The organism is Arthrobacter gallicola, assembly GCF_014836775.1.
In the GTDB taxonomy this organism is placed as follows: Bacteria; Actinomycetota; Actinomycetes; order Actinomycetales; family Micrococcaceae; genus Arthrobacter_B; species Arthrobacter_B gallicola.
This window is the reverse complement of the sequence record NZ_JACSQD010000004.1, coordinates 140,520-160,534: the sequence shown is the minus strand read 5'-3', so window position 1 is coordinate 160,534 and position 20,015 is coordinate 140,520. Positions and strand designations below refer to the sequence as shown.

General features: G+C 65.4%; 20 protein-coding genes. 13 read left to right on the top strand and 7 right to left on the bottom strand.

Going from position 1 to position 20,015, the window contains the following annotated elements; all coding sequences use genetic code 11:
* Positions 1-26 precede the first annotated feature (26 nt).
* Together H9639_RS10210 and H9639_RS10205 are read right to left on the bottom strand one after the other, a co-directional pair.
* Complete coding sequence (locus H9639_RS10210) at positions 27-695, bottom strand: potassium channel family protein (RefSeq protein ID WP_191807982.1); 669 nt, start codon at positions 693-695, stop codon at positions 27-29.
* The gene (locus tag H9639_RS10205; protein ID WP_191807981.1) at positions 688-2,094 is read right to left on the bottom strand and encodes a TrkH family potassium uptake protein; all 1,407 of its coding nucleotides are present in this window, start codon (positions 2,092-2,094) and stop codon (positions 688-690) included. The genes H9639_RS10210 and H9639_RS10205 overlap by 8 nt, the downstream gene beginning before the upstream one ends.
* Before the next feature lie 108 nt (positions 2,095-2,202).
* Between H9639_RS10205 and H9639_RS10200 the strand changes: the two genes are divergently transcribed.
* The 3 genes from H9639_RS10200 (at position 2,203) to gdhA (ending at position 5,450) form a co-directional block, all read left to right on the top strand.
* Positions 2,203-3,411, top strand: coding sequence for an acetoin utilization protein AcuC (locus H9639_RS10200; protein WP_191807980.1), 1,209 nt, complete (start codon positions 2,203-2,205; stop codon positions 3,409-3,411).
* Between the two features lie 57 nt (positions 3,412-3,468).
* Positions 3,469-4,023 carry an ArsR/SmtB family transcription factor gene (locus tag H9639_RS10195; RefSeq protein WP_191807979.1) on the top strand — a complete coding sequence of 185 codons (555 nt, stop codon included), beginning with the start codon at positions 3,469-3,471 and terminating at the stop codon, positions 4,021-4,023.
* An 86-nt stretch (positions 4,024-4,109) separates the two neighbouring features.
* Positions 4,110-5,450: an NADP-specific glutamate dehydrogenase gene (gene gdhA / locus H9639_RS10190; protein ID WP_191807978.1), complete on the top strand. Its 1,341-nt coding sequence runs from the start codon at positions 4,110-4,112 to the stop codon at positions 5,448-5,450.
* A 110-nt stretch (positions 5,451-5,560) separates the two neighbouring features.
* Here the strand turns inward: gdhA and H9639_RS10185 are convergent, their stop codons facing one another.
* Positions 5,561-6,778 (bottom strand): alpha-hydroxy acid oxidase, encoded by a 1,218-nt coding sequence (locus tag H9639_RS10185; RefSeq protein WP_225219486.1) that lies wholly within the window; start codon positions 6,776-6,778, stop codon positions 5,561-5,563.
* A 1,009-nt stretch (positions 6,779-7,787) separates the two neighbouring features.
* On the opposite strand from H9639_RS10185, the gene H9639_RS10180 reads away from it, so the two are divergent.
* The 3 genes from H9639_RS10180 (at position 7,788) to H9639_RS10170 (ending at position 9,639) form a co-directional block, all read left to right on the top strand.
* Positions 7,788-8,897: a 3-deoxy-7-phosphoheptulonate synthase gene (locus H9639_RS10180; RefSeq protein WP_191807976.1), complete on the top strand. Its 1,110-nt coding sequence runs from the start codon at positions 7,788-7,790 to the stop codon at positions 8,895-8,897.
* A gap of 247 nt (positions 8,898-9,144) precedes the next feature.
* On the top strand, positions 9,145-9,357 hold the full coding sequence (locus tag H9639_RS10175) for a helix-turn-helix domain-containing protein (RefSeq protein WP_191807975.1): 213 nt from the start codon (positions 9,145-9,147) through the stop codon (positions 9,355-9,357).
* 183 nt (positions 9,358-9,540) lie between these two features.
* Entirely contained in the window at positions 9,541-9,639 is a 99-nt protein-coding gene (locus tag H9639_RS10170; RefSeq protein WP_003792170.1) for a 30S ribosomal protein bS22, read from the top strand.
* Between the two features lie 121 nt (positions 9,640-9,760).
* On the opposite strand, the gene H9639_RS10165 is transcribed toward H9639_RS10170, so the two are convergent.
* Positions 9,761-10,573, bottom strand: coding sequence for an HAD family hydrolase (locus H9639_RS10165; RefSeq protein WP_191807974.1), 813 nt, complete (start codon positions 10,571-10,573; stop codon positions 9,761-9,763).
* Between the two features lie 67 nt (positions 10,574-10,640).
* Between H9639_RS10165 and H9639_RS10160 the strand changes: the two genes are divergently transcribed.
* The gene (locus tag H9639_RS10160; RefSeq protein WP_191807973.1) at positions 10,641-10,904 is read left to right on the top strand and encodes a glutaredoxin family protein; all 264 of its coding nucleotides are present in this window, start codon (positions 10,641-10,643) and stop codon (positions 10,902-10,904) included.
* Between the two features lie 133 nt (positions 10,905-11,037).
* On the top strand, positions 11,038-11,754 hold the full coding sequence (locus H9639_RS10155) for a redox-sensing transcriptional repressor Rex (protein WP_191807972.1): 717 nt from the start codon (positions 11,038-11,040) through the stop codon (positions 11,752-11,754).
* 4 nt (positions 11,755-11,758) lie between these two features.
* Here H9639_RS10155 and H9639_RS10150 read toward each other — a convergent pair whose 3' ends face one another.
* From H9639_RS10150 to H9639_RS10140, 3 genes are all read right to left on the bottom strand, one after another.
* The gene (locus H9639_RS10150) at positions 11,759-12,049 is read right to left on the bottom strand and encodes a hypothetical protein (protein WP_191807971.1); all 291 of its coding nucleotides are present in this window, start codon (positions 12,047-12,049) and stop codon (positions 11,759-11,761) included.
* Between the two features lie 805 nt (positions 12,050-12,854).
* Positions 12,855-13,742 (bottom strand): hypothetical protein, encoded by an 888-nt coding sequence (locus tag H9639_RS10145; protein ID WP_191807970.1) that lies wholly within the window; start codon positions 13,740-13,742, stop codon positions 12,855-12,857.
* Positions 13,743-14,007: 265 nt separating this feature from the next.
* The gene (locus tag H9639_RS10140; RefSeq protein WP_191807969.1) at positions 14,008-14,547 is read right to left on the bottom strand and encodes a YceI family protein; all 540 of its coding nucleotides are present in this window, start codon (positions 14,545-14,547) and stop codon (positions 14,008-14,010) included.
* Between the two features lie 145 nt (positions 14,548-14,692).
* On the opposite strand from H9639_RS10140, the gene H9639_RS10135 reads away from it, so the two are divergent.
* The 5 genes from H9639_RS10135 (at position 14,693) to ccsB (ending at position 19,733) form a co-directional block, all read left to right on the top strand.
* Positions 14,693-15,355: a histidine phosphatase family protein gene (locus tag H9639_RS10135; protein WP_191807968.1), complete on the top strand. Its 663-nt coding sequence runs from the start codon at positions 14,693-14,695 to the stop codon at positions 15,353-15,355.
* Positions 15,356-15,450: 95 nt separating this feature from the next.
* The gene (locus tag H9639_RS10130; RefSeq protein WP_191807967.1) at positions 15,451-16,050 is read left to right on the top strand and encodes a TlpA family protein disulfide reductase; all 600 of its coding nucleotides are present in this window, start codon (positions 15,451-15,453) and stop codon (positions 16,048-16,050) included.
* Positions 16,051-16,142: 92 nt separating this feature from the next.
* Positions 16,143-16,859, top strand: a complete 717-nt coding sequence (locus H9639_RS10125; RefSeq protein WP_191808139.1) for a cytochrome c biogenesis CcdA family protein — start codon at positions 16,143-16,145, stop codon at positions 16,857-16,859.
* Positions 16,860-16,962: 103 nt separating this feature from the next.
* Entirely contained in the window at positions 16,963-18,690 is a 1,728-nt protein-coding gene (resB, locus tag H9639_RS10120) for a cytochrome c biogenesis protein ResB (RefSeq protein WP_404799749.1), read from the top strand.
* Entirely contained in the window at positions 18,690-19,733 is a 1,044-nt protein-coding gene (gene ccsB / locus H9639_RS10115; RefSeq protein ID WP_191807966.1) for a c-type cytochrome biogenesis protein CcsB, read from the top strand. The genes resB and ccsB overlap by 1 nt, the downstream gene beginning before the upstream one ends.
* The last annotated feature ends 282 nt before the right edge of the window (positions 19,734-20,015 follow it).

Below are 20,015 nucleotides of genomic sequence, written 5' to 3'. Positions count from 1 at the left end.
GGTGCAGCTACGGCCGTACCGCGCGCTTAGGGCCGCGCCGCGAACCGTTCCAGCAGGTCAACATGGCCGGAGACGATCAGCACGTCACGGCTGGAGACCTTGGTGTCAGCCTGCGCGTAGGTGAAGTCCTCGCCCGGCGATTTCACGCCCACGATCGTCACGCCGTACTTGGACCGGACATTGGATTCGCGCAGTGTGAAGCCCTGGGTTTCCTTGGGCGGATACATCTTCACAATGGCAAAATCGTCGTCGAACTCGATGAAATCCAGCATCCGGCCACCGACCAGGTGCGCCGCGCGCTGCCCGGCGTCAGCCTCCGGGTAGATCACGTGGTTGGCCCCGATCCGGGTCAGGATCTTGCCGTGGGCCGGGGTGATGGCCTTGACCCAGAGGTGCTCGATGCCCAGGTCCACCAGGTTCACCGTAATCAGCACGCTGGATTCGATCGAAGTACCCACGCCTACGACGGCGGCGGAAAAGTCCTGCGCGCCCAGCTGCTTGAGCGCGTCAAGGTTGGTGGCATCGGCCTGCACCACATGCGTGAGCTTGCCGGCTGCTTTCTGCACCAGGTCCGGATCACGTTCGATGGCCAGGACCTCCCGGCCCTGCTTCACCAGCTGCTCGGCGGTGGCGGAGCCGAAACGGCCCAGCCCGATCACCAGGACGGGGGCGTTGTGCGGCGGTCTTTCAGCCAATGATGGGCCTTTCTTCCGGATAGTGGTACAGCGGCTTGCGCTGCCGAAGGGCAAGGGCGGCCGCGAGCGTGATCGTTCCAACGCGTCCGGCGAACATGGTCGCGGCCAGCACGTACTTGCCCGCCGGCGGCAGTTCAGGACTCAGCCCAATGCTCAGTCCTACGGTAGCGAACGCGGAGATCACCTCGAACAGTACCGGCTGCAGGGTCTGATCCGTGATCACCAGCAGGGCCAGAGTGGCGACGGCGACCATGGTGGCACCGAGCATCACCACTGAAATGGCGACCCGGAGGGCACCTGCGGGGATGTTCCGTGCGAAGGCCCGCACATCGGTGTCACCACGGGCCTCGGCGATGATGGCCAGGAAGATCACGGCGATGGTGGTGACCTTGATGCCGCCCGCGGTCGAGGCCGAACCGCCGCCGGCGAACATCAGCATGTCGGTGATCACCAGGGTGCTGGCGTCCTGGTCTGCCATGTCCACCAGGCTGAATCCGCCCGATCGCATCATGACTGAGGCGAAAACGGCGTGCAGGATCTTGTCTCCGACGCCCATGCCCGCGATGGTCTGCTGGTTGAACCACTCAAACGCGGCCCACAGCAGGCTGCCGGCGCCCAGCAGGATAAAGGAGACCACCAGCGTCAGCTTGGTGTGCAGGTTCCATCTGCGCGGCTTCAGCCGGCTCTGGAGCAGAACCATGATGACCGGGAAACCGAGGGAACCAATGAACACGCCCAGCATCAGGGGGATCAGGATCCAGGGATCGTTTTCATACGGCACCAGACCGTCTGAGTGCGGGGTGAAGCCGGCATTGTTGAATGAGGAGATGGAGTAGAACACCGCATGCCAGATGGCCTGGACCGGCGGTTCGCCGAGCAGCATAAACCGCGGCGCCAGCACCGCCGCCAGCGCCAGTTCGATCAGCACCGTGGTGGCCACGACAATCCGCAGCAACGAACCCACCTCGCCGAGCCGGCCGGTGTTCATTCCCTCCTGGGCAATCAGCTTCCCGCGTACACCGAGCCGGCGGTTCACGGCCAGCGCCAGCAGGGATGCCATGGTCAGGATGCCCAGGCCGCCGACCTGGATGGCCACCAGGATCAGCACCTGCCCGAACACGGACCAGTACGCTGCAGTGGACACCACGGTCAGGCCGGTGACGCAGACCGCGGAGACCGCCGTGAACATGGCATCGTGCAGTGGGGTGACGTCGCCGGAGACGGACGCCGCGGGAAGGGACAGCAGTGCTGTGAAGACCAGGATCACCAGGCTGAAGACGATCAGCGCCAGGCGTGCGGGGGAGCTGTTGGCGACGGCGTCGATAAAGTCCCGGCCTGCTGCGACGAAGCCGAGGGGTCGCCGGCTCGGCTGCAGCGGAGGCTGCTGTGGGGATGCCATGGGTCGAAAAATTCCAGTTCTGTGCGCTGTGGTCCTGCTGAGTAGTAAACCACTTAACGTTGCCGGCGGCGGTGCCGGGCGCGGAAGAGGATCGCGTAGCCTGTGACCATGACGAGTACCGGGCTCAGCCTTCCCGCGGTCCCCACCCGCATTGTGTGGAACGCGTCACTGCTGGCCTACAACTTTGGCCCCGGTCATCCCATGAATCCGCTCCGGCTGGACCTGACCGCCAGACTGGCGAAGGAACTCGGAATTTTCGATCTGCCGCAGGTCAGCCTGGGGGAGCCCTTCGTCGCTGCAGACACCCAGCTCGCCACGGTGCACGAGCCCGGCTACATCGCCGCCGTGCGGGAGATCAGCCGCAACCCCGACCGCTCCAACGAGGCGCTGGGGCTGGGCACGGAAGACGATCCGGCGTTCGAGGGCATGCATGAGGCCAGTGCCCGGCTGGTGGGCGGCTCCCTCGCCGCCGCGGAGGCGGTGCTCTCCGGTGAGGCCCTGCACGCCGTGAACTTCAGCGGCGGAATGCACCATGCCGCGGCCGGAAAGGCCTCGGGGTTCTGCATCTACAACGACGCCGCTGCCGCCGTTGCGCGGTTCCTGGAGGCGGGTTATTCCCGGGTGCTGTACATCGATGTTGATGCGCACCACGGCGACGGAACCCAGTCGATCTTCTGGAACGATCCGCGGGTTATGACGATTTCACTGCACGAGACGGGGCTGACGCTCTTCCCGGGTACCGGTTTCGCGAACGAAGCGGGCGGGCCGGATGCGGCCGGCACGGCCGTAAACGTGGCGCTCCCCGCGCGCACCACGGACGCCGGCTGGCTGCGCGCCTTCCACGCCATCGTCCCGCAGCTCACCGGCGCGTTCGCACCGGAGGTGATCATCAGCCAGCACGGCTGCGACGGCCACCGGGATGATCCGCTTTCGAATCTGCGGCTGTCGGTGGAGACGCAGCGGCAGGCCGCCCTGAGCATCTCCGGGCTGGCAGACCAGTTCTGCGGCGGCCGGTGGGTGGCCACGGGCGGCGGCGGGTACAACGTGGCCAGCGTCGTCCCCCGGTCCTGGAGCCTGCTGCTGGCCGTGGCGGCGAACACGCGCATGCCGGTTACGACGCCGGTGCCGCGCAGCTGGCGGGACTACGTCCGTGAACGGCACGGCATTGAAACCCCGCCCGTCCTGGGCGACGGCGACGACGTGTGGTGGCGTTCCTGGGAGGTTGGTTATGACCCCAATGATGAGATCGACCGGACCGTCATGGCTACCCGCAAGGAAATATTTCCGCTGCACGGGTTGGACCCCTGGTTCGACTGAGAGCCGGAAACCCTGCCCTGAGCAGTCAGTGGAATATATGCGGCTAAGGTAATGGATATGGTCATTGATGATGTATTCGCTGTCATCGCGGAAGGTACCCGGCGCGAAATCCTGGGGGCACTGCGCGGCGGCGACAAATCCGTGGGTGAACTGGTGGAGGAGTTGGAAGTCAGCCAGCCCACGGTATCGAAGCACTTGAAGGTCCTGCGCGAAGCGGGGCTGGTCACAATGCGGGCGGAAGGGCAGCGGCGCTACTACGCGCTGAAGACTGAGCCGCTCGATGAGGTAGTACTATGGCTAAGCGCATTCGATCTGCCATCACTTACCGCCGCCCAGGCCACCACTCCGCGCCTGGCTGGCGTCGCCGCCGGCCTGGAAACGGCCGATTTCCGCGGCGGCCGATCCTTCTTCCCCGGGCGCCCCGTGCCCGGGACAGGACGGCAAAACGCCGCCGCTGCCGTGGCGGCACAGCTGCCGTCCGGCGCTGCCGAAACCCCCTCGGCCGCTGACGCCAGCGTCCAGCAGCAGCTTGGCCGCACTGTCGGCCGTGCCGCGGAACGCGCCGCTGACCTGCTGGGTTCACTACCCAAGTTCCGCCGCCGCCGCCCCTAAGCGGTGCTGCCCCCGGTCTGCAATCGCGCCCCGGCACCAATCGGTCTAGCGTAGTAAACAGGCGGGGAACCTATAAGGAGCAATATATGGACGCAACACTCACACGCGTGCGCGACGACGTTTTCCGCCGCAACCCCGGCGAAACGGAATTCCACCAGGCCGTGGTTGAAGTCTTCGAAACCCTCGAACCGGTACTTCGCAAGCATCCCGAATTCGGTGAAGCGGCTATCCTGCAGCGGATCTGCGAGCCGGAACGCCAGATCATTTTCCGCGTGCCGTGGGTTGATGATGCAGGCCAGGTCCGCATCAACCGCGGTTTCCGGGTCGAGTTCAACTCCGCGCTGGGCCCGTACAAGGGCGGGTTGCGCTTCCACCCCTCGGTCTACCTGGGAATCGTGAAATTCCTCGGGTTTGAACAGATCTTCAAGAACGCCCTGACCGGTATGCCCATCGGTGGCGGCAAGGGCGGCTCGGACTTCGATCCGCGCGGCAAGTCCGACGCCGAAGTGATGCGTTTCTGCCAGTCCTTCATGACTGAGCTGTACCGGCATATCGGTGAATACACGGATGTCCCCGCCGGAGATATCGGCGTGGGCGGACGGGAAATCGGCTACCTCTTTGGACAGTACAAGCGGATCACCAACCGCTACGAGTCAGGGGTCCTGACCGGCAAGGGTGTCAGCTGGGGCGGATCGCTGGTCCGGCCCGAAGCCACCGGCTACGGCGCGGTGATGTTCGTCGAAGAAATGCTGAAGACCAAGGGGATGAGCCTGGATGGCCAGCGGGTGATCGTCTCCGGTTCCGGCAACGTGGCGATCAACGCCATCGCCAAAGCCCAGTATCTGGGCGGTAAGGTCATTGCCTGCTCCGACTCCTCCGGCTACGTGGTCGACGAGGCTGGAATCGACGTCGCGCTGCTGCGCCAGATCAAGGAGGGTGAGCGCGGCCGCATCTCCGACTACGCAGCCCGCCGTGGAAACGGCTCCTCCTTTGTGGCCGGCGGCTCCATCTGGGACGCCGGTGCCACCGTGGCGCTGCCCTGTGCCACCCAGAACGAACTTGGCGAATCGGACGCAGTTTCGCTGCTGAAATCCGGCGTCGTCGCCGTCGCGGAGGGCGCCAACATGCCCTGCACGCCGAAGGCGATCGAAATCTTCCAGGAAGCCGGCGTCCTGTTCGGCCCGGGCAAAGCCGCAAACGCCGGCGGCGTGGCAACCTCAGCCCTCGAGATGCAGCAGAACGCCAGCCGCGACGCCTGGACCTTCGAACACACCGAGCGGCGGCTGAGCGAGATCATGGTGAACATCCATGACCGGTGCGCGGAAACAGCAGAGGAATACGGTGCACCCGGCAACTACGTGGTCGGCGCCAACATCGGCGGCTTTGTTAAGGTGGCCGACGCCATGCTGGCGCTGGGCGTTATCTAGCCGTTTTGGATTAGTGACCTCAAACAGAGGCCCGGTGCAGGCAGCCCGTTCCGGGCGCCGGCACCGGGCCTTGGCGCTGTGCCCCCTGCCTTCAGGGGGGCGGGCGGATCCTAGCCCAGGACCGGCTGCTGCTCGGCCGCAGCAGCTGTTACGGGGGAATAGGCGGAGAGCAGCCGGACGTGGTCCGGAGTTAGGTCCGCAATCCGGTCCACGCCCATCAGTGCCATGGTCCGGGCGGCCTGTGAGGAGAGGATCTGGATGGTCCGGTCCACACCCGCCCGGCCTCCGGCCATCAGACCGTAAAGGTAGGCGCGGCCGATCAGCGTAAAGTCCGCGCCCAGGGCGAGCGCGGCAACAATGTCCCCGCCGCTCATGATGCCGGTGTCCAGGATGATGCTGGTTTTCCCCTTGAGCTCAGCGGCCACCACCGGAAGCAGGTGCAGCGGGATCGGCGCCCGGTCGAGCTGCCGTCCCCCGTGGTTGGACAGGACGATGCCGTCTGCGCCATGGTCCACAGCCCGGCGTGCATCCTCCAGTGTCTGGATGCCCTTCACCACCAGGTTTCCCTTCCATACCCGGCGCAGCCAGGCCAGGTCATCAAAGGTCAGCGTGGGATCGAACATGGAGTTGATCAGATCCGCCACGGTGCCGGAGTACCGGTTGAGCGTGGCGAAAGACAGCGGTTCATGGGTGAGGAAGTTGAACCACCAGGCCGGCCGGTAGGAAGCGTCCAGCACGGTTCGGACGGTCAGCGCCGGAGGGATTGTCATGCCGTTGCGCACGTCCCGCAGCCGCTCACCGGCGACGGCGGTGTCCACCGTGACCATCAGGGTATCGAACCCGGCGGCCGCGGCGCGGTTGATCAGCTCCAGCGATTTGTCCCGGTCCGTCCACAGATAGAGCTGGAACCAGTTCCGCCCGTCCGGTGCCTCGGCGGCTACGTCCTCAATGGAGGCAGTGCCCATAGTGGAGAGTGTGTACGGAATCCCGGCTGCTGCCGCGGCCTGGGAACCGGCGTATTCACCTTCGGACTGCATCATCCGGGTGAAGCCGGTGGGAGCTATTCCAAACGGCAGGGCAGATTCCCGCCCCAGCACGGACGTGGTGAGATCCACGGATGAAACGTTGCGCAGGACTCCGGGACGGAACTCCAGCTGCTCAAAGGCCTCCCGTGCGCGCCGAAGGGTGATTTCGGCCTCGGCCGCCCCATCGGTGTAATCGAAGGCGGCCTTGGGGGTGCGCCGCTTGGCCAGGTCCCTCAAATCCCAGACGGTACTGGCCCGCTTTAGTTTCGCTGCCGGTCCCAGCTGCGGTTTCTTGAACTGCATCAAGGGTGCAAGGTCATGGACGCGGGGGATCCGGCGGGTCAGGGCCTGGGGTTTGGAAGTCAAGGGAATAACACTGCCTTTCGAAGCATGCTGCTCTGTGCCTTTGAGCCTACGGACGCGTGCGGGGCTGTGACAAGGCATGTTGCGTCCGGCGGCACCGTCCCTCCCGCCGGCGAGGCTGGGCGTCCGGCGAATCGAACCGAGCGTCCGGCGGCTCCGTCCCGCTCGCCCGCCAGGCTGGTGTCCGGCGAATCGGCCCGATCCATTCCCGGCAGGGCCGGAATGCGCCCAGCCGCCCCGGTCCAAGCCGGTGCGAGTGCGGCCGCGAAAACCCTCCGGCTTGGGACAAATCGACCAGTTTGGGAAATCCCTGCCAGCGCGCGCCGGAGGGAAAGTCCAAAACGGCTGGGTTTTCCCAGAACGGAGGCAAACCGCGTCACAAAGCGGCTGGTTTTTCCCAAAGCGGAGGGAGGCCCGTCACAAAACGGCTGGGTTTTCCCAAAGCGGAGGGAGGCCCGTCACAAAACGGCTGGGTTTTCCCAAAGCGGAGGGAAGCCCGTCACAAAACGGCTGGGTTTTCCCAAAGCGGAGGGAAGCCCGTCACGGAACGGCTGGCACGTTCCAAACGGGAGGTAAACCCTCGGGACCGCGCCTCCGGCGAATGCAGCCTAGGCAAACCATTCCGGGCGGGACCGGAATGCGCCCAGCCGCCCCCGGTCCAAGCCGGCACCATGCGCGTCGTCAGGCGTCGTCATCCAGCGGCCGGGCCGGTGTCACAAAGCGAAGGCCAGGGACGAAACTTGCCATGCGCGCGCTGGGGGCTTACGGTCTACCCATGACTAACCGTTGGTATGCGTATTTTTCGTTGGCTCTGGAGGAGCCCGCGCGATAATTCGCTGACGCCAACCTTCAGAGCCAACAGGGCAGGGGATTCATCCCTTGCCCTTCGCCATATCCGGCGGGGTTTCTGAAGACTACTCCCGCCGGTTCACACACGGATAACGGGACCATGAACCTCACCACCACGCAGCATTCCAAATCCACTTCCGACCTGCGCGTCAGCGAATTCCGTCCGCTTCCGGCGCCCGCGGACCTGCGGGCCGAGCTGCCGCTTTCGGACGAACTCGCCGCCGCCGTCAGCTCAAGCCGCGATGAAATCCGCGCGGTGCTCGACGGCGTCGACGACCGCCTCCTGGTGATCGTTGGCCCCTGCTCGATCCATGATCCCGACGCCGGACTGGACTACGCGCGCCGCCTCGCTGAGGCTGCCCGGGAACACCGCCAGGACCTGCTGGTGGTGCTGCGGGCCTACTTCGAAAAGCCGCGGACCACGGTGGGCTGGAAGGGCCTCATCAATGATCCGCATCTGGACGGCAGCCACGACATCGCCGGCGGTCTCCACGCTGCACGCCGCTTCCTCCTCGCCGCCGGGGAACTGGGCCTGCCGACGGCGACCGAATTCCTGGAACCCATCAGCCCGCAGTACGTCGCCGATCTGGTCAGCTGGGGAGCGATCGGCGCGCGGACCACTGAAAGCCAGATCCACCGCCAGCTGGTCTCCGGACTGTCCATGCCCGTGGGTTTCAAAAACGGCACCGACGGGTCGCTGCAGATCGCGCTGGACGCCTGTGCCGCAGCTTCTGCGCCGCAGTCCTTCCTGGGGATCGACGGCGGCGGGCGGGCAGCGATGGTCGGCACCGCGGGCAACCCGGACACGCACCTGATTCTCCGCGGGGGCAGCTCAGGACCAAATTACGACGCCGGCCATGTAGCGGCTGCGTCGGCGTCGCTGGCGGCCAAGGGCCTGAATCCCCGGGTCATCGTGGATGCCAGCCACGCCAACAGCGGCAAGGACCACCGCAGGCAGGCCCAGGTGGCGTTGGAACTGGCGGCCCAGGTTGAATCGGGAACAACCGGCGCGGACCTGGTAGCCGGCATCATGCTGGAGAGCTTCCTGGTGGGCGGCGCCCAGGCACATGACAGCGCCAGCCCCGGTCCGCTGACCTACGGGCAGAGTATTACGGATGCGTGCATGGATTGGGACACCTCGGCCGGGATCCTGGCCGTCCTGGCCGGGGCTGCCCGCCGCCGGCGTTCCGTCCGTGGCGCAGCAGCCTGAGCACCCGGAACCGGCCCGCTGCAAGAGGCGGCTAATCGGGTCCGGAGCGCCTCAAATACGCGCGAAAACTTCCACTATGGTTACTCTGGCCACTAGAGTAGAGTGCTAGACGGTCACTAGATGGTCATCAAGGCGACACGCCGCCGGCTGTAGGACGAACGGATCAGGGAACACCGCAGACCGCGGAGTTCCGGGCCGTGGTCATATCAGGCGCAGGTTGCTTCCCGAACGAAGGAACAGTAGATCAATGGCAGACGAGAGCAATTTCTCGGACGTGCGGTTTCTGACGGTGTCAGAGGTTGCGGATGTCATGCGTGTGTCCAAGATGACCGTTTACCGGCTGGTACATTCCGGAGAACTTCCGGCAGTCCGTTTCGGACGGTCTTACCGCGTTCCGGAATCTGCGGTGGAGCAGGTTCTGCGCAACGCCGTGATCGACCGCCAGTCCGGCACGGCCTGAGTCTGCCGGCTGTAACCGGCCGCGGGTGCGCCCTGGCGCTGTCCGGAATGGCAGCGCGGAGGCGGTACCCTGTTAAGGAACGTTTCAATCATGGCTAGTATCTGCCGGAACCGAAGCTGTGCGGGCCGTTAGGCCTCCGGCCCCGGGACCGGCATGGCTCCTATTTCAGTTTGTGAGGACTCTGTGGGTTCAGTTATTAAGAAGCGCCGCAAGCGTATGGCCAAGAAGAAGCACCGCAAGCTGCTTCGCAAGACCCGTCACCAGCGCCGTAATAAGAAGTAGATTCTTCTTAGTGCCGCAGAAGCCCGCCATCCGAAAAGGATCAGGCGGGCTTCAGCTTTTTAACGCCGTCTGAAGCGAGGACAGAGGCGGGTGCTCCGGTGCCGGCTGCGGGCGCGGCGCATCAGCGGGAACGGACCCAGGAAAACCCCCGCCACAGGCCGTACGCGGCTCCGGCCACCGATGCCGTCTTCAGCCCGAAAGTGGCGGCCCGGCGGCCCGAGCGGAAATCATAGACCGGCCAGTTGTGTTCGCGGGCGTGCCGGCGCAGGCGTGCATCGGGATTGATGGCCACGGGGTGGCCAACAAGGGACAGGAGCGGAACGTCGTTGAAGGAATCGCTGTAGGCCCAGCAGCGTGAGAGGTCCAGCCCTTCCTGGCTCGCCAGCAGCCGGACACCCTCTGCTTTGGCCGGACCGTGCAGGAATTCGCCGACCAGGCGTCCGGTGTAGAGCCCGTCGGTCACCTCGCTGACCGTGCCAAGCGCCCCGGTCAGGGACAGCCTGCTGGCGATCACCGACGCCACCTCCACGGGTGTTCCCGTGACCAGCCAGACGGGGCGCCCGGCCTTCATGTGCTGTTCGGTCAGGGCGCGGGTTCCGGGCCAGATCTTGGAAACGATCATCTCGTCGTAGACCTCTTCGCCAAGCGTCCGGACGTCCTCGGCCGCGAGTCCGGTCGCGAAGGCCAGGGCGGCGTCGCGCACGCTGTGGACGTCCTTGAGGTTCTCGCCCTGGAGCATAAACCGCAGCTGTTTGGTGGCGAAACCGGCGGCCTCGCGGAGAGTGAAGACCCGGCGCTGGTACATTTTGCGCGCCACATGGAACAGGCTGGCGCCGCGCATCAGGGTGTTGTCGACGTCGAAAAACGCTGCTTCTCCCGGCGTACCTGCCGCGGCCGGTGAATCAGCGGCTCGGACGGCACGGGAACGGGGCATGCATTGAGTCTACTGAAAAACACATGCCACGCGCGGACGTGCCGCGCAGGGGACTATCTTTGTTCTCATGAATGATCCCGAGTCTGCCCGTGCGGTTCCCGACCTTCTCCTGCTCACCCGCCCCGGCTGCCACCTCTGCGAAGAAGCCAGGGAGGTCCTTGGCCGGGTCTCTGAGGACCTCGGAATTCCCTGGCAGGAAAGGTCCATCGAGCAGGAAGGGGACCTTTTGGAACGCTTCGCGGAGGAGATCCCGGTACTGATGATCGATGGGGTGCAGCGTGACTTCTGGCAGATCGATGAGGCCCGGCTCCGGCGCCTGCTGGCCGCGTAACACGCTGCCGCACACGGAGTCCGGATGGTAAAACACACTTGGTCAGGCGGCGTGCACAGTCCTAGAGTGGGACATTACCGGACCGGCGGTCCGCAGGGACCGACCGGTGCTGAGGACAGACGGAGTTGCAGAAGTGAGTATTCCGGATGAGCGTGACCTGGTCCGCCCGGCGGCGTCCGGCCACGGGCGGCACATCCCTCCGGCATCCCTCGCCCGCCTGACCGTGTACCTGCGGGTACTCGGCACCATGATGACAGAGGGAATCGAGCGGGTCTCCTCCGAGGAGCTGGCTGAGGCCGCCGGGGTCAATTCCCCCAAGCTGCGGAAGGACCTCTCCTACCTGGGCTCCTACGGAACCCGCGGCGTCGGCTACGACGTCCCGTACCTGAGCGGACAGATCTCGGCAGCCCTGGGCCTCACCCTGGACTGGCGGGTGGCAATTGTGGGTGCCGGGCATTTGGGCCGGGCCCTTGCGGGGTACCCCGGATTCGGGTCCCGCGGATTTGAAGTGGTGGCCCTGTTTGACGCCGATCAGATGGCGGTTGGCCAGGAGGTCGGCTGGCTCAGGATCAGTCCGGTGGAGGCTATGGAGAGCATCCTGGAAAAGACCAGGGCCAATATGGCTGTACTGGCCGTTCCCGCCGAAGCCGCCCAGGGTATGTGCGACCGCCTGGTGGCGGCCGGGATCACGAGCATCCTGAGTTTTGCTCCGGTGGTCCTGCAGGCTCCGGCCGAGGTGCAGATCCGCAAGGTCGACATGGCAACGGAGCTGCAGATTCTGGCCTATCACGCCCAGCGGGCTCAGGTGTCCGCGCTCGCCACGGACGCCCAGGCCAGGATCCTCCGCTGAGTGCCTAACCCAGCGGCTGCGGACCGGACCGGCGCCTCGCGAAGTAGCGGGCAGCGCGCGGCAGGAACAGCAGTCCCACCCCGGCACCGGCGAGCAGCGCGGCCCCGACATGCTGTGCCAGGTTGTCTCTGATCCCCAGGAACAGGGACGCGGTGATCAGCAGGCAGCAGCACACCCTGGCCCAGTTTCTTCCTTCGCGGACCAGGGTCGCCAGGAAAAGGTAGAGGCCGAACGTTACGACCGCGAGCGCCGCATCCGCGACCCTTGCCACCGCGAGCACAGATTCAGGCGGCACCTTCAGCTGCTGGAGTTGAATGGCAGCTTCAGGGAAAGGCCTGGCCGGGTCCAGGGCCGCCCTAAGCCCCACGACCAGGATCAGGACACCTGCCGCGGCTATGAGCCAGGCGCCGGCATGGACAGCGAATGGGGCTTTGCGCCTGATCCGGCGGTCCGGCAGCCGTCGGGGAGGTTCCGGCGCAGGAGCCGGGGGATGCTGTGGCCTGGGTGGCAGCTTGGCAGCCGGCTGGGCAAGCGGCCAAGGGTTATGCCGGTGCTGGTCTGTGGTTGGATCCGGAACAGCTCCGGTGGCGGATGCTGCAGCAGCGCCCGTGGACGATCCCGGTCCAGGATCCGGAGCGAGCCCGCTGGAGGGGTGCCCCGCCGGTTCGGATGCAGTGAGGTCCTGCTCGGAGGACCTGTGGTCTGCTGCTGACCGCCGCCGGGAAGCGGACCGTCCGTGGAGGGCCTGCCGGAGCGCGGTGCCCGGCCATGGCCGCCACGCCCGTCCCCGGCTCTCTTCCGTTAACGCGTGGGCCGGGAGCTCCTGCCCCGCGGAGGAATCAGCACGGTTCCCGTTCCCTCGGAATCCGCTGCGCAGGTGCGCTGCCCGTGAAGCCGGGGGATTGGGGCCTGCACTGGGGGAGTTGGGTGCTGCAGGGGGAATCGTCATAGTCGTAGCCGCCTTCAGGAGAGCGGGAAGTGGTGCTCCACGAAGGGTCTGCAGGCCCTTCGTGGAGCATTAAACGCTACGTCTCCGGCTCCGTGCTGTGACCACTGAGGCAGTGAACCTGCGCTGCCTTTAGCGAGATTGTTACAGGCGGCTAGTAAGGGCGGTACGGGTTGAACTGTTGGCGCTGGAAGTAGGCGTTGCTGGGCTTCAGATAGAGCATGACGATGCCCGCGATGCCAAGCAACGTGGACAGCAGGGACAGCAGTCCGAGTGCGGACGTGAAGTAGGCCGGGAGGGATACCAGCAGGCCGAAGAAGGAAAGTGCGGCGAAGACCGTCCCCACGATGCGTGCCCAGTTGTGGCCCTTGCGCACGAACAGGGCGATCAGGACGTACAGGCCCAAACCAATCAGGGCGATGACGACCGAGAAAGTCACCATAAATCCGCTGATGTCCTGGACGTCGATGTTCGCCTGCCGCAGGTCCTGGATCTGGGCCGGGGTGAGCAGATCCGGAAGGTTGAAGGATGTGACCAGGTTGTTAATGAAGGCCAGCACCCCGGCAGCGAGGATCAGCCAGAAGCCCATCATCACTTCACGCGGGGGCGGTCCCTTGGGCCCGGACTGAGCGGCCGGTCCACCGGGGTAGGCATAACCCGAGGGCTGGGCGGCCTGGTAGCCGTACGGCGTCTGACCGTACTGCCCCTGACCGTACTGCCCCTGACCGTAGGGGCCGGGCTGCTGGCCTGCCTGCCCGGTTCCCGGGCCGTACTGGCCCTGGCCATATTGCTGCCCCTGGCCGAAGGTGCCCGGCTGGCCGGACTGCTGACCATAGGCGCCCGGCTGCTGGCCGGCATGGGGCGGTGCAGGGGGCTGCTCGGGCTGGCTGTACTGCCCGTACCGCGGCTGGGGACGCTGCGGGGGCTGCCCGCTGTCCGGGCTGGGGGTGCCTCCGGGAGCCGCGTCCGGGCCAGGACCGCCAGCAGGCGTTCCCTCCGGACGGTCGGGCTCGTGGGAATCGGGGGAGTTGGGAGTGGTCATGTCAGCCGCCTGCCGTGTGGATGGTCTGCGGGAGGATTCGTACCGGATGGTGCTGACCATAGGGCAGATCCCCCGTCTGCGAAGTCAGGTCCAGTCTATCCCTCCGTGCCATCCGGGAGACCTGGGACACCTGCACCGGTACCCGGTTCGGGCGAACCGGGCACCGGTAAAGCAGGCAGGGAAGGTGGGCGGAGGGTAAGCGGGTATGCGTAAGGCCCGGTACGCCGTCTGGGCGTTCCGGGCCTTACGCAGTGAAGCGGGGTACTTACGCTGCGACGAAAGCAACGTCCAGGTTGATGGTGACCTTGTCACCAACCAGTACGCCGCCGGTTTCGAGTGCGGCGTTCCAGGTCAGGCCGAATTCCTTGCGGCTGATGGAGGTGCTGCCGGAGAAGCCGGCACGCGTGGCACCGAACGGGTCAACGGCAACGCCGTTGAACTCGACGTCCAGCGTGACCGGGTGGGTGATGCCCTTGATGGTCAGATCGCCGGAGACCTTGTAGTTCTCGCCCGAACCTTCAACCTTCGTGGCGGTGAAGGTCAGTTCCGGGAACTGCTCGACGTCGAAGAAGTCTGCGCTCTTGATGTGCGCGTCGCGGTTGGCGTCGTTGGAGTTGAAGGACGCGGCGTCGATCACGGCGCTGAGCTTCGAATCGCTCAGGCTTTCTCCGACCTCCAGGACGGACGTGACCTTGTCAAAGCTGCCGCGGACCTTGCTGATGCCGGCGTGACGGACGGTGAATCCGACCTCGCTGTGGGAAGAGTCGAGGTTCCAGGTGCCTGCGTTAAGACCGGTGGGGATCATGTTTTTTCTCCTGTGATAGACGGCAGTGCTGCGTTTGCAACGCTACCAGTAGATGCATTTGCATCAAGCTTGCCATGGATTGCTCAAAGGTTCAAGTGTTTGTGAAGTTTTATTCTTCCCACGGGTCTCTGCGAGACTTGTCGTTATGTCCCGAGCCTCAATTCACCTAGTCCGTCACGGCGAAGTCTTCAACCCGGACGGTGTTTTGTATGGCCGTCTGCCCGAGTTCCACCTGTCAGACCTGGGCCAGGAGATGGCCCGCCGCGTAGCTGCCTATTTCCAGGAGCAGCAGAACAGCGGCGCCAAGCTGGTGCAGGTGGTGGCCTCGCCGCTGACCCGTGCGCAGGAGACGGCTGCCCCCATTGCCGCTGCACTCGGCCTGGAGATCGTCACCGATGAACGGATCCTGGAGGCCGAGAACCGTTTCGAAGGGCTCTCCGGCGTCAAGAGCCGGCTCCGTAATCCGAAGTACTGGCCGCTGCTGCGCAACCCCATAAAGCCTTCCTGGGGTGAGCCGTACGCCGCCCAGGTGCAGCGCGTTATGGCAGCCGTTGAGGATGCACGCATCCGTGCCCTGGAACTGGGCGGCGAGGATTCTGAGGCTGTGCTGGTCAGTCACCAGCTGCCGATCTGGGTTACCCGGCTGGCCGCCGAAGGCCGCCGGCTCTGGCATGATCCCCGCAACCGGGAATGCACGTTGACCTCGGTCACCACACTGGACTTCGACGGCGGACAGCTCACCGGCGTCCGGTACGCCGAGCCGTCCGCAGACCTGCTGCCCGGTGCGGCTAACATCCCCGGCGCATAATACAATTACTACGCGTTGTAGAAGTGGCCGCCCCCTGCCGCGATGAAAGCTGGATGTCCTTGAAGAAATCTGAGAGCGAAAACCAGGCTGGTGCCATGCACCGCAGATCCTTTCTGCGGATCGGCGCCGGGCTGGCCGTTGGCGTGCCGCTGGCTGCCGCCCTGGCAGGATGCACGGCGGACGATCCGCTGGCCGAGCAGGCGAAAGCAGGCGACAACAAGAACTACATTGCCGGAGACGGCTCCGTCACCGAATACGCCGCTTCGGACCGCGGTGAGCCGGTGGAGCTGACCGGCACTCTGTTTGACGGCACGAAAGTCAGCGCCGCTGACTGGGCCGGCGACGTCGTCGTCCTTAACTTCTGGTACGCCGCGTGCGCTCCGTGCCGCAAGGAAGCGCCGGACCTGGTGGAACTCCATGAGACCTTCGCCTCAGAGGGAGCGCGTTTCTACGGGGTGAATGTCCGTGATGAAGCCCGGACAGCCGAGGCCTTCGAACGGAACTTCGCCATTCCGTACCCCAGCTTCGAGGACCGGAACGGGGACGTGCTTCTGGCCATGACCCGCTTTGTTCCGCCGCAGGCCGTGCCGACCACACTGGTCCTGGACCGTGAGGGCAGAGTCGCCGCCAGGATTCTTGGCCTGGCAGACAAGGGCACACTGAAGGCCCTGATCAGCGACGCGTTGGCCGCGTAGCAGCTGTGCCCACCGTCCTCCTGTCCGCAGCCTTGCCCGCCGCAGCTTTGCCGGCGGCGAATGTGTTCGCGGAAACGATCCTCAACGGATCGATGCTGCTCGCCATCCCCGTTGCCGCCCTCGCTGGGCTGGTGTCCTTCCTCTCGCCGTGCATCCTGCCCCTGGTGCCCGGCTACCTGGGATACGTCACGGGACTTTCCGGGGTGGACCTGGAGAACCAGCGCCGCGGGCGGATGCTCACCGGGATCGGGCTGTTTGTGCTGGGCTTCTCCGTGGTCTTCGTCGCCATCGGCGCCGGAATCGGGCAGCTCGGAGCCTGGCTCCGCGGCGCGGACCAGGCCTGGATCCCGCAGCTGCTGGGTGTGCTCATTATCCTGATGGGCGTTATTTTTATGGGCGGGCTGTCCTGGTTCCAGCGGGACCGCAAGATCGAAGCGAAGCCGCCCGCCGGACTCTGGGGAGCACCGCTGCTGGGTGTCACCTTCGGTCTTGGCTGGGCACCCTGCATGGGGCCGACGCTTTCGGCGGTGCAGCTGCTCTCCTTCTCCGGTGACGATGCCTCTGCGGCCAAGGGCGCACTGCTTACCTTTGTCTACTGCCTTGGATTGGGTCTGCCCTTCCTGTTCATCGCCCTGGGATTCCGCCGCGGCATGGGCGCCCTTTCCTTCTTCCGCCGCCACCGGGTCGCCATGCAGCGCTTCGGCGGCGGCATGCTGATCGTCCTCGGCCTGCTGATGGCCACCGGCGTGTGGACGCTTTGGATCAATGAACTCCAAGGCTGGGTGGATAGTGTGACCTTGCCGATTTGATGACCTCAACGATGCCCCGAGTCCGCCGGACCCCCGGAACCAGTCCCCAGAGAACAATGAGAACCAGTTGAAACCTGAACCGGACAGCGAAAAGACGCAGACCCTGCCCCCGGATACGCCTGACTCCGCGCCGGCGCAGGGCGGCAAGACGAAACGCGGACGCCAGCGCGACGATGTCGCCCTGCCGGCCCTCGGGCTGGTTGGCACGCTGCGCTGGGCGTGGACCCAGCTCACCAGCATGCGTACCGCACTGTTCCTGCTTCTGCTGCTTGCCGTCGCCGCGGTGCCCGGCTCGCTGTTCCCGCAGCGTCCGGCCAACCCGGCATCGGTTACGCAGTACATCCAGGACAACCCGGGCACCGGCCCGTGGCTTGACCGGTTCCAGCTGTTTGATGTGTACTCCTCCGCCTGGTTCTCGGCGATCTACCTGCTGCTGTTTATCTCCCTGATCGGCTGTGTGATTCCCCGGGCCAAGGTCCACTGGAAAGCGCTGCGCTCCAAGCCGCCGCGGACCCCGAAGAACCTCTCCCGGCTCCCCGAATACGGCACGCTCGCCGTCCCGGCCGGTGCCGGCCTGACGGCAGCCGAAGCAGCCAAAGACGCTGCGCAGCTGCTCCGCAAACGCGGCTACCGGGTAGAGGCCCGCGACCTGGAGACCGACCGGCCCTCCGTCGCTGCCGAGCGCGGCTTCGCCAAGGAAACCGGAAACCTGGTTTTCCACGTGTGCCTGATCGGTGTGCTGGGTTCAATCGCCGTGGGCGGGCTGTTCGGTTACAACGGGCAGCGCGTGGTCGTTGAAGGCGAAACCTTTGTGAACACACTGGTCGGCTATGACACCTTCAGCCCCGGCACGAATTTCACCGAGTCGCAGCTGGCCCCGTATTCGATCACCCTGGATGATTTCGACGTCACCTTCGACCGGCAGAGCAGCACCGGCAAGGTCCAGCCGCTTGACTTCACCGCTTCCGTGACGGTCAAGGAGGATCCGAATGATGAGCCGCGGACGGAGACCCTCAAGGTCAACGAACCGCTGACCATCGGCGGAACCCGGGTCTTCCTCGTCGGCAACGGCTACGCTCCCGTAGTGACCGTGCGCGACGGCGAGGGCAACATCGCCTTCCAGGGGCCGGTTGTCGGTGTCCCCACTGACGGTGTGTACACCTCCTTGATGGTGATCAAGGCCCCGGACGCGAAACCGGATCAGCTGGGGTTCGTCGGGTTCTTCCTGCCCACCGCGCTGATCGACGGCAACGGCGTGTCCTTCTCCGGCGACCCGGACCCGGCCAACCCGCAGCTGAACCTCAACTCCTACTACGGGGACCTGGGACTGGACGACGGCGTCCCGGGCAACGTCTTCGTCCTGGACACAGAGGGCCTGACGCCCTTGAACAACCGTGACCTGGACTCCGGCGGCATTGTCCTGGCAATGAACCAGATCCAGGACCTCCCGGACGGCAAGGGGTCCATCAGCTTTGACGGCCTTCTGCGTTATGCCGCACTGGACATCCACTACGATCCGGCCAAGTACGCAGTGCTCATTTTTGCCGTGCTCAGCCTGACCGGACTCAGCGCATCACTGTTCCTGGCCCGCCGCCGGGTGTGGGTCCGTACGGGAACGAACGATGATGGCCGCATAATGGTCGAGTACGGTCTGCTGGCGCGCGGCGAAGACGCCCGCCTGGAAACCGAAGCCGAAGCTTTGCGCAACCTGCTGGAAAAGAAGTGGATGGCGGCCGGGGCCGCTCCGCGGAAGGACGGCCCGGACACCCTGGCCGACGCATCAGTGGCCGGCAGCACCGGACGCACGGAAGAATCAGGTAAGGACGACTAATGCCCTCCATCGACTACCAGCTCGCTGAGTACAGCGACCTCTTTATGCTGCTGGCCGCGTTCACCTACACGGTGGCGTTCCTGGCTTTCACCTGGGACCTGGCCAAGAGCAGTAAAACGCTCCGTGCCATTGACCAGAAGGCCGGTGCGCTGCAGGCAGCGGTCCCGGCGGAAAAGGCCATGGTCTCGGCGGGTGCTCCTTCCGGGCCGGAGGGCTCGAACCGCAACTGGGACACCAGCGGTGCTGCCCTCACCGCCGATGATGCCATGGGTTACACCGGGGAACGGCGCAACGCCGCCCGCATCGCCGTCGCCCTGACGGTGCTGGGAACGCTCATCCATGTCGCCGCCGTCGTGATGCGCGGCCTGGCCGCGCACCGCGTGCCCTGGGGCAACATGTACGAGTTCTGCACCACCGGCGCGATGGTCGTTGCCGTTGTCTTCCTGCTCGTCCTGCTGCGCCGTGACCTGCGGTTCCTGGGCACGTTCGTTATCGGCCTGGTGCTGATCATGATGATGGCAGCAACCATCGGTTTCCCCACCCCGGTGGGCCACCTGATCCCCGCACTGCAGAGCTACTGGCTGATCATCCACGTCTCCGTTGCCGTGATTGCCTCCGCACTGTTCACCCTGACCTTCGCTATGTCGGTCCTGCAGCTGCTGCAGGCGGACCGCGAAGCCAAGGTCCGTGCCGGCGGCCGCGAACGCCTGGCCTTCCTGAAGATCGTTCCCTCCGCCCAGTCGCTGGAAACCTTCTCCTACCGCATCAACGCCGTGGCATTCGTGCTGTGGACGTTCACCCTGATGGCCGGTTCCGTCTGGGCCGAACAGGCCTGGGGCCGTTACTGGGGCTGGGACACCAAGGAAGTCTGGACCTTCGTGATCTGGGTTGTCTACGCCGGTTACCTGCACGCCCGGGCCACCCGCGGCTGGACCGGAACCCGTGCTGCGTGGCTGTCAATCGTCGGCTACCTCTGCGTGGTCTTCAACTTCACGATCGTGAACGTCTTCTTCTCCGGTCTGCACAGCTACTCCGGCGTCTAGCCTCTCTGCTGGTGCTGACCAAGGCCCCGCCCCGGACGCGTTCCGGGGCGGGGCCTTTTGGTTTCGTGGCGGTGCGGGGTGTGTGGGGACGGGGTGGGCCTCTGGGACGCGTTTCCTCGATCTGGCCGGCCGAGACCCGACAGACGGGCCAGGCGACCATTGTTCCCACCCAGTGTTTTCCCTGTGACTGGTGTGGTCTCACTTTTCACACAGGTAACGAAGTGTGGGAACCCCGGGCTGGAAGTTCCTATGGGGAGGGAAACGGGGTAAGCGCCGTCCCCC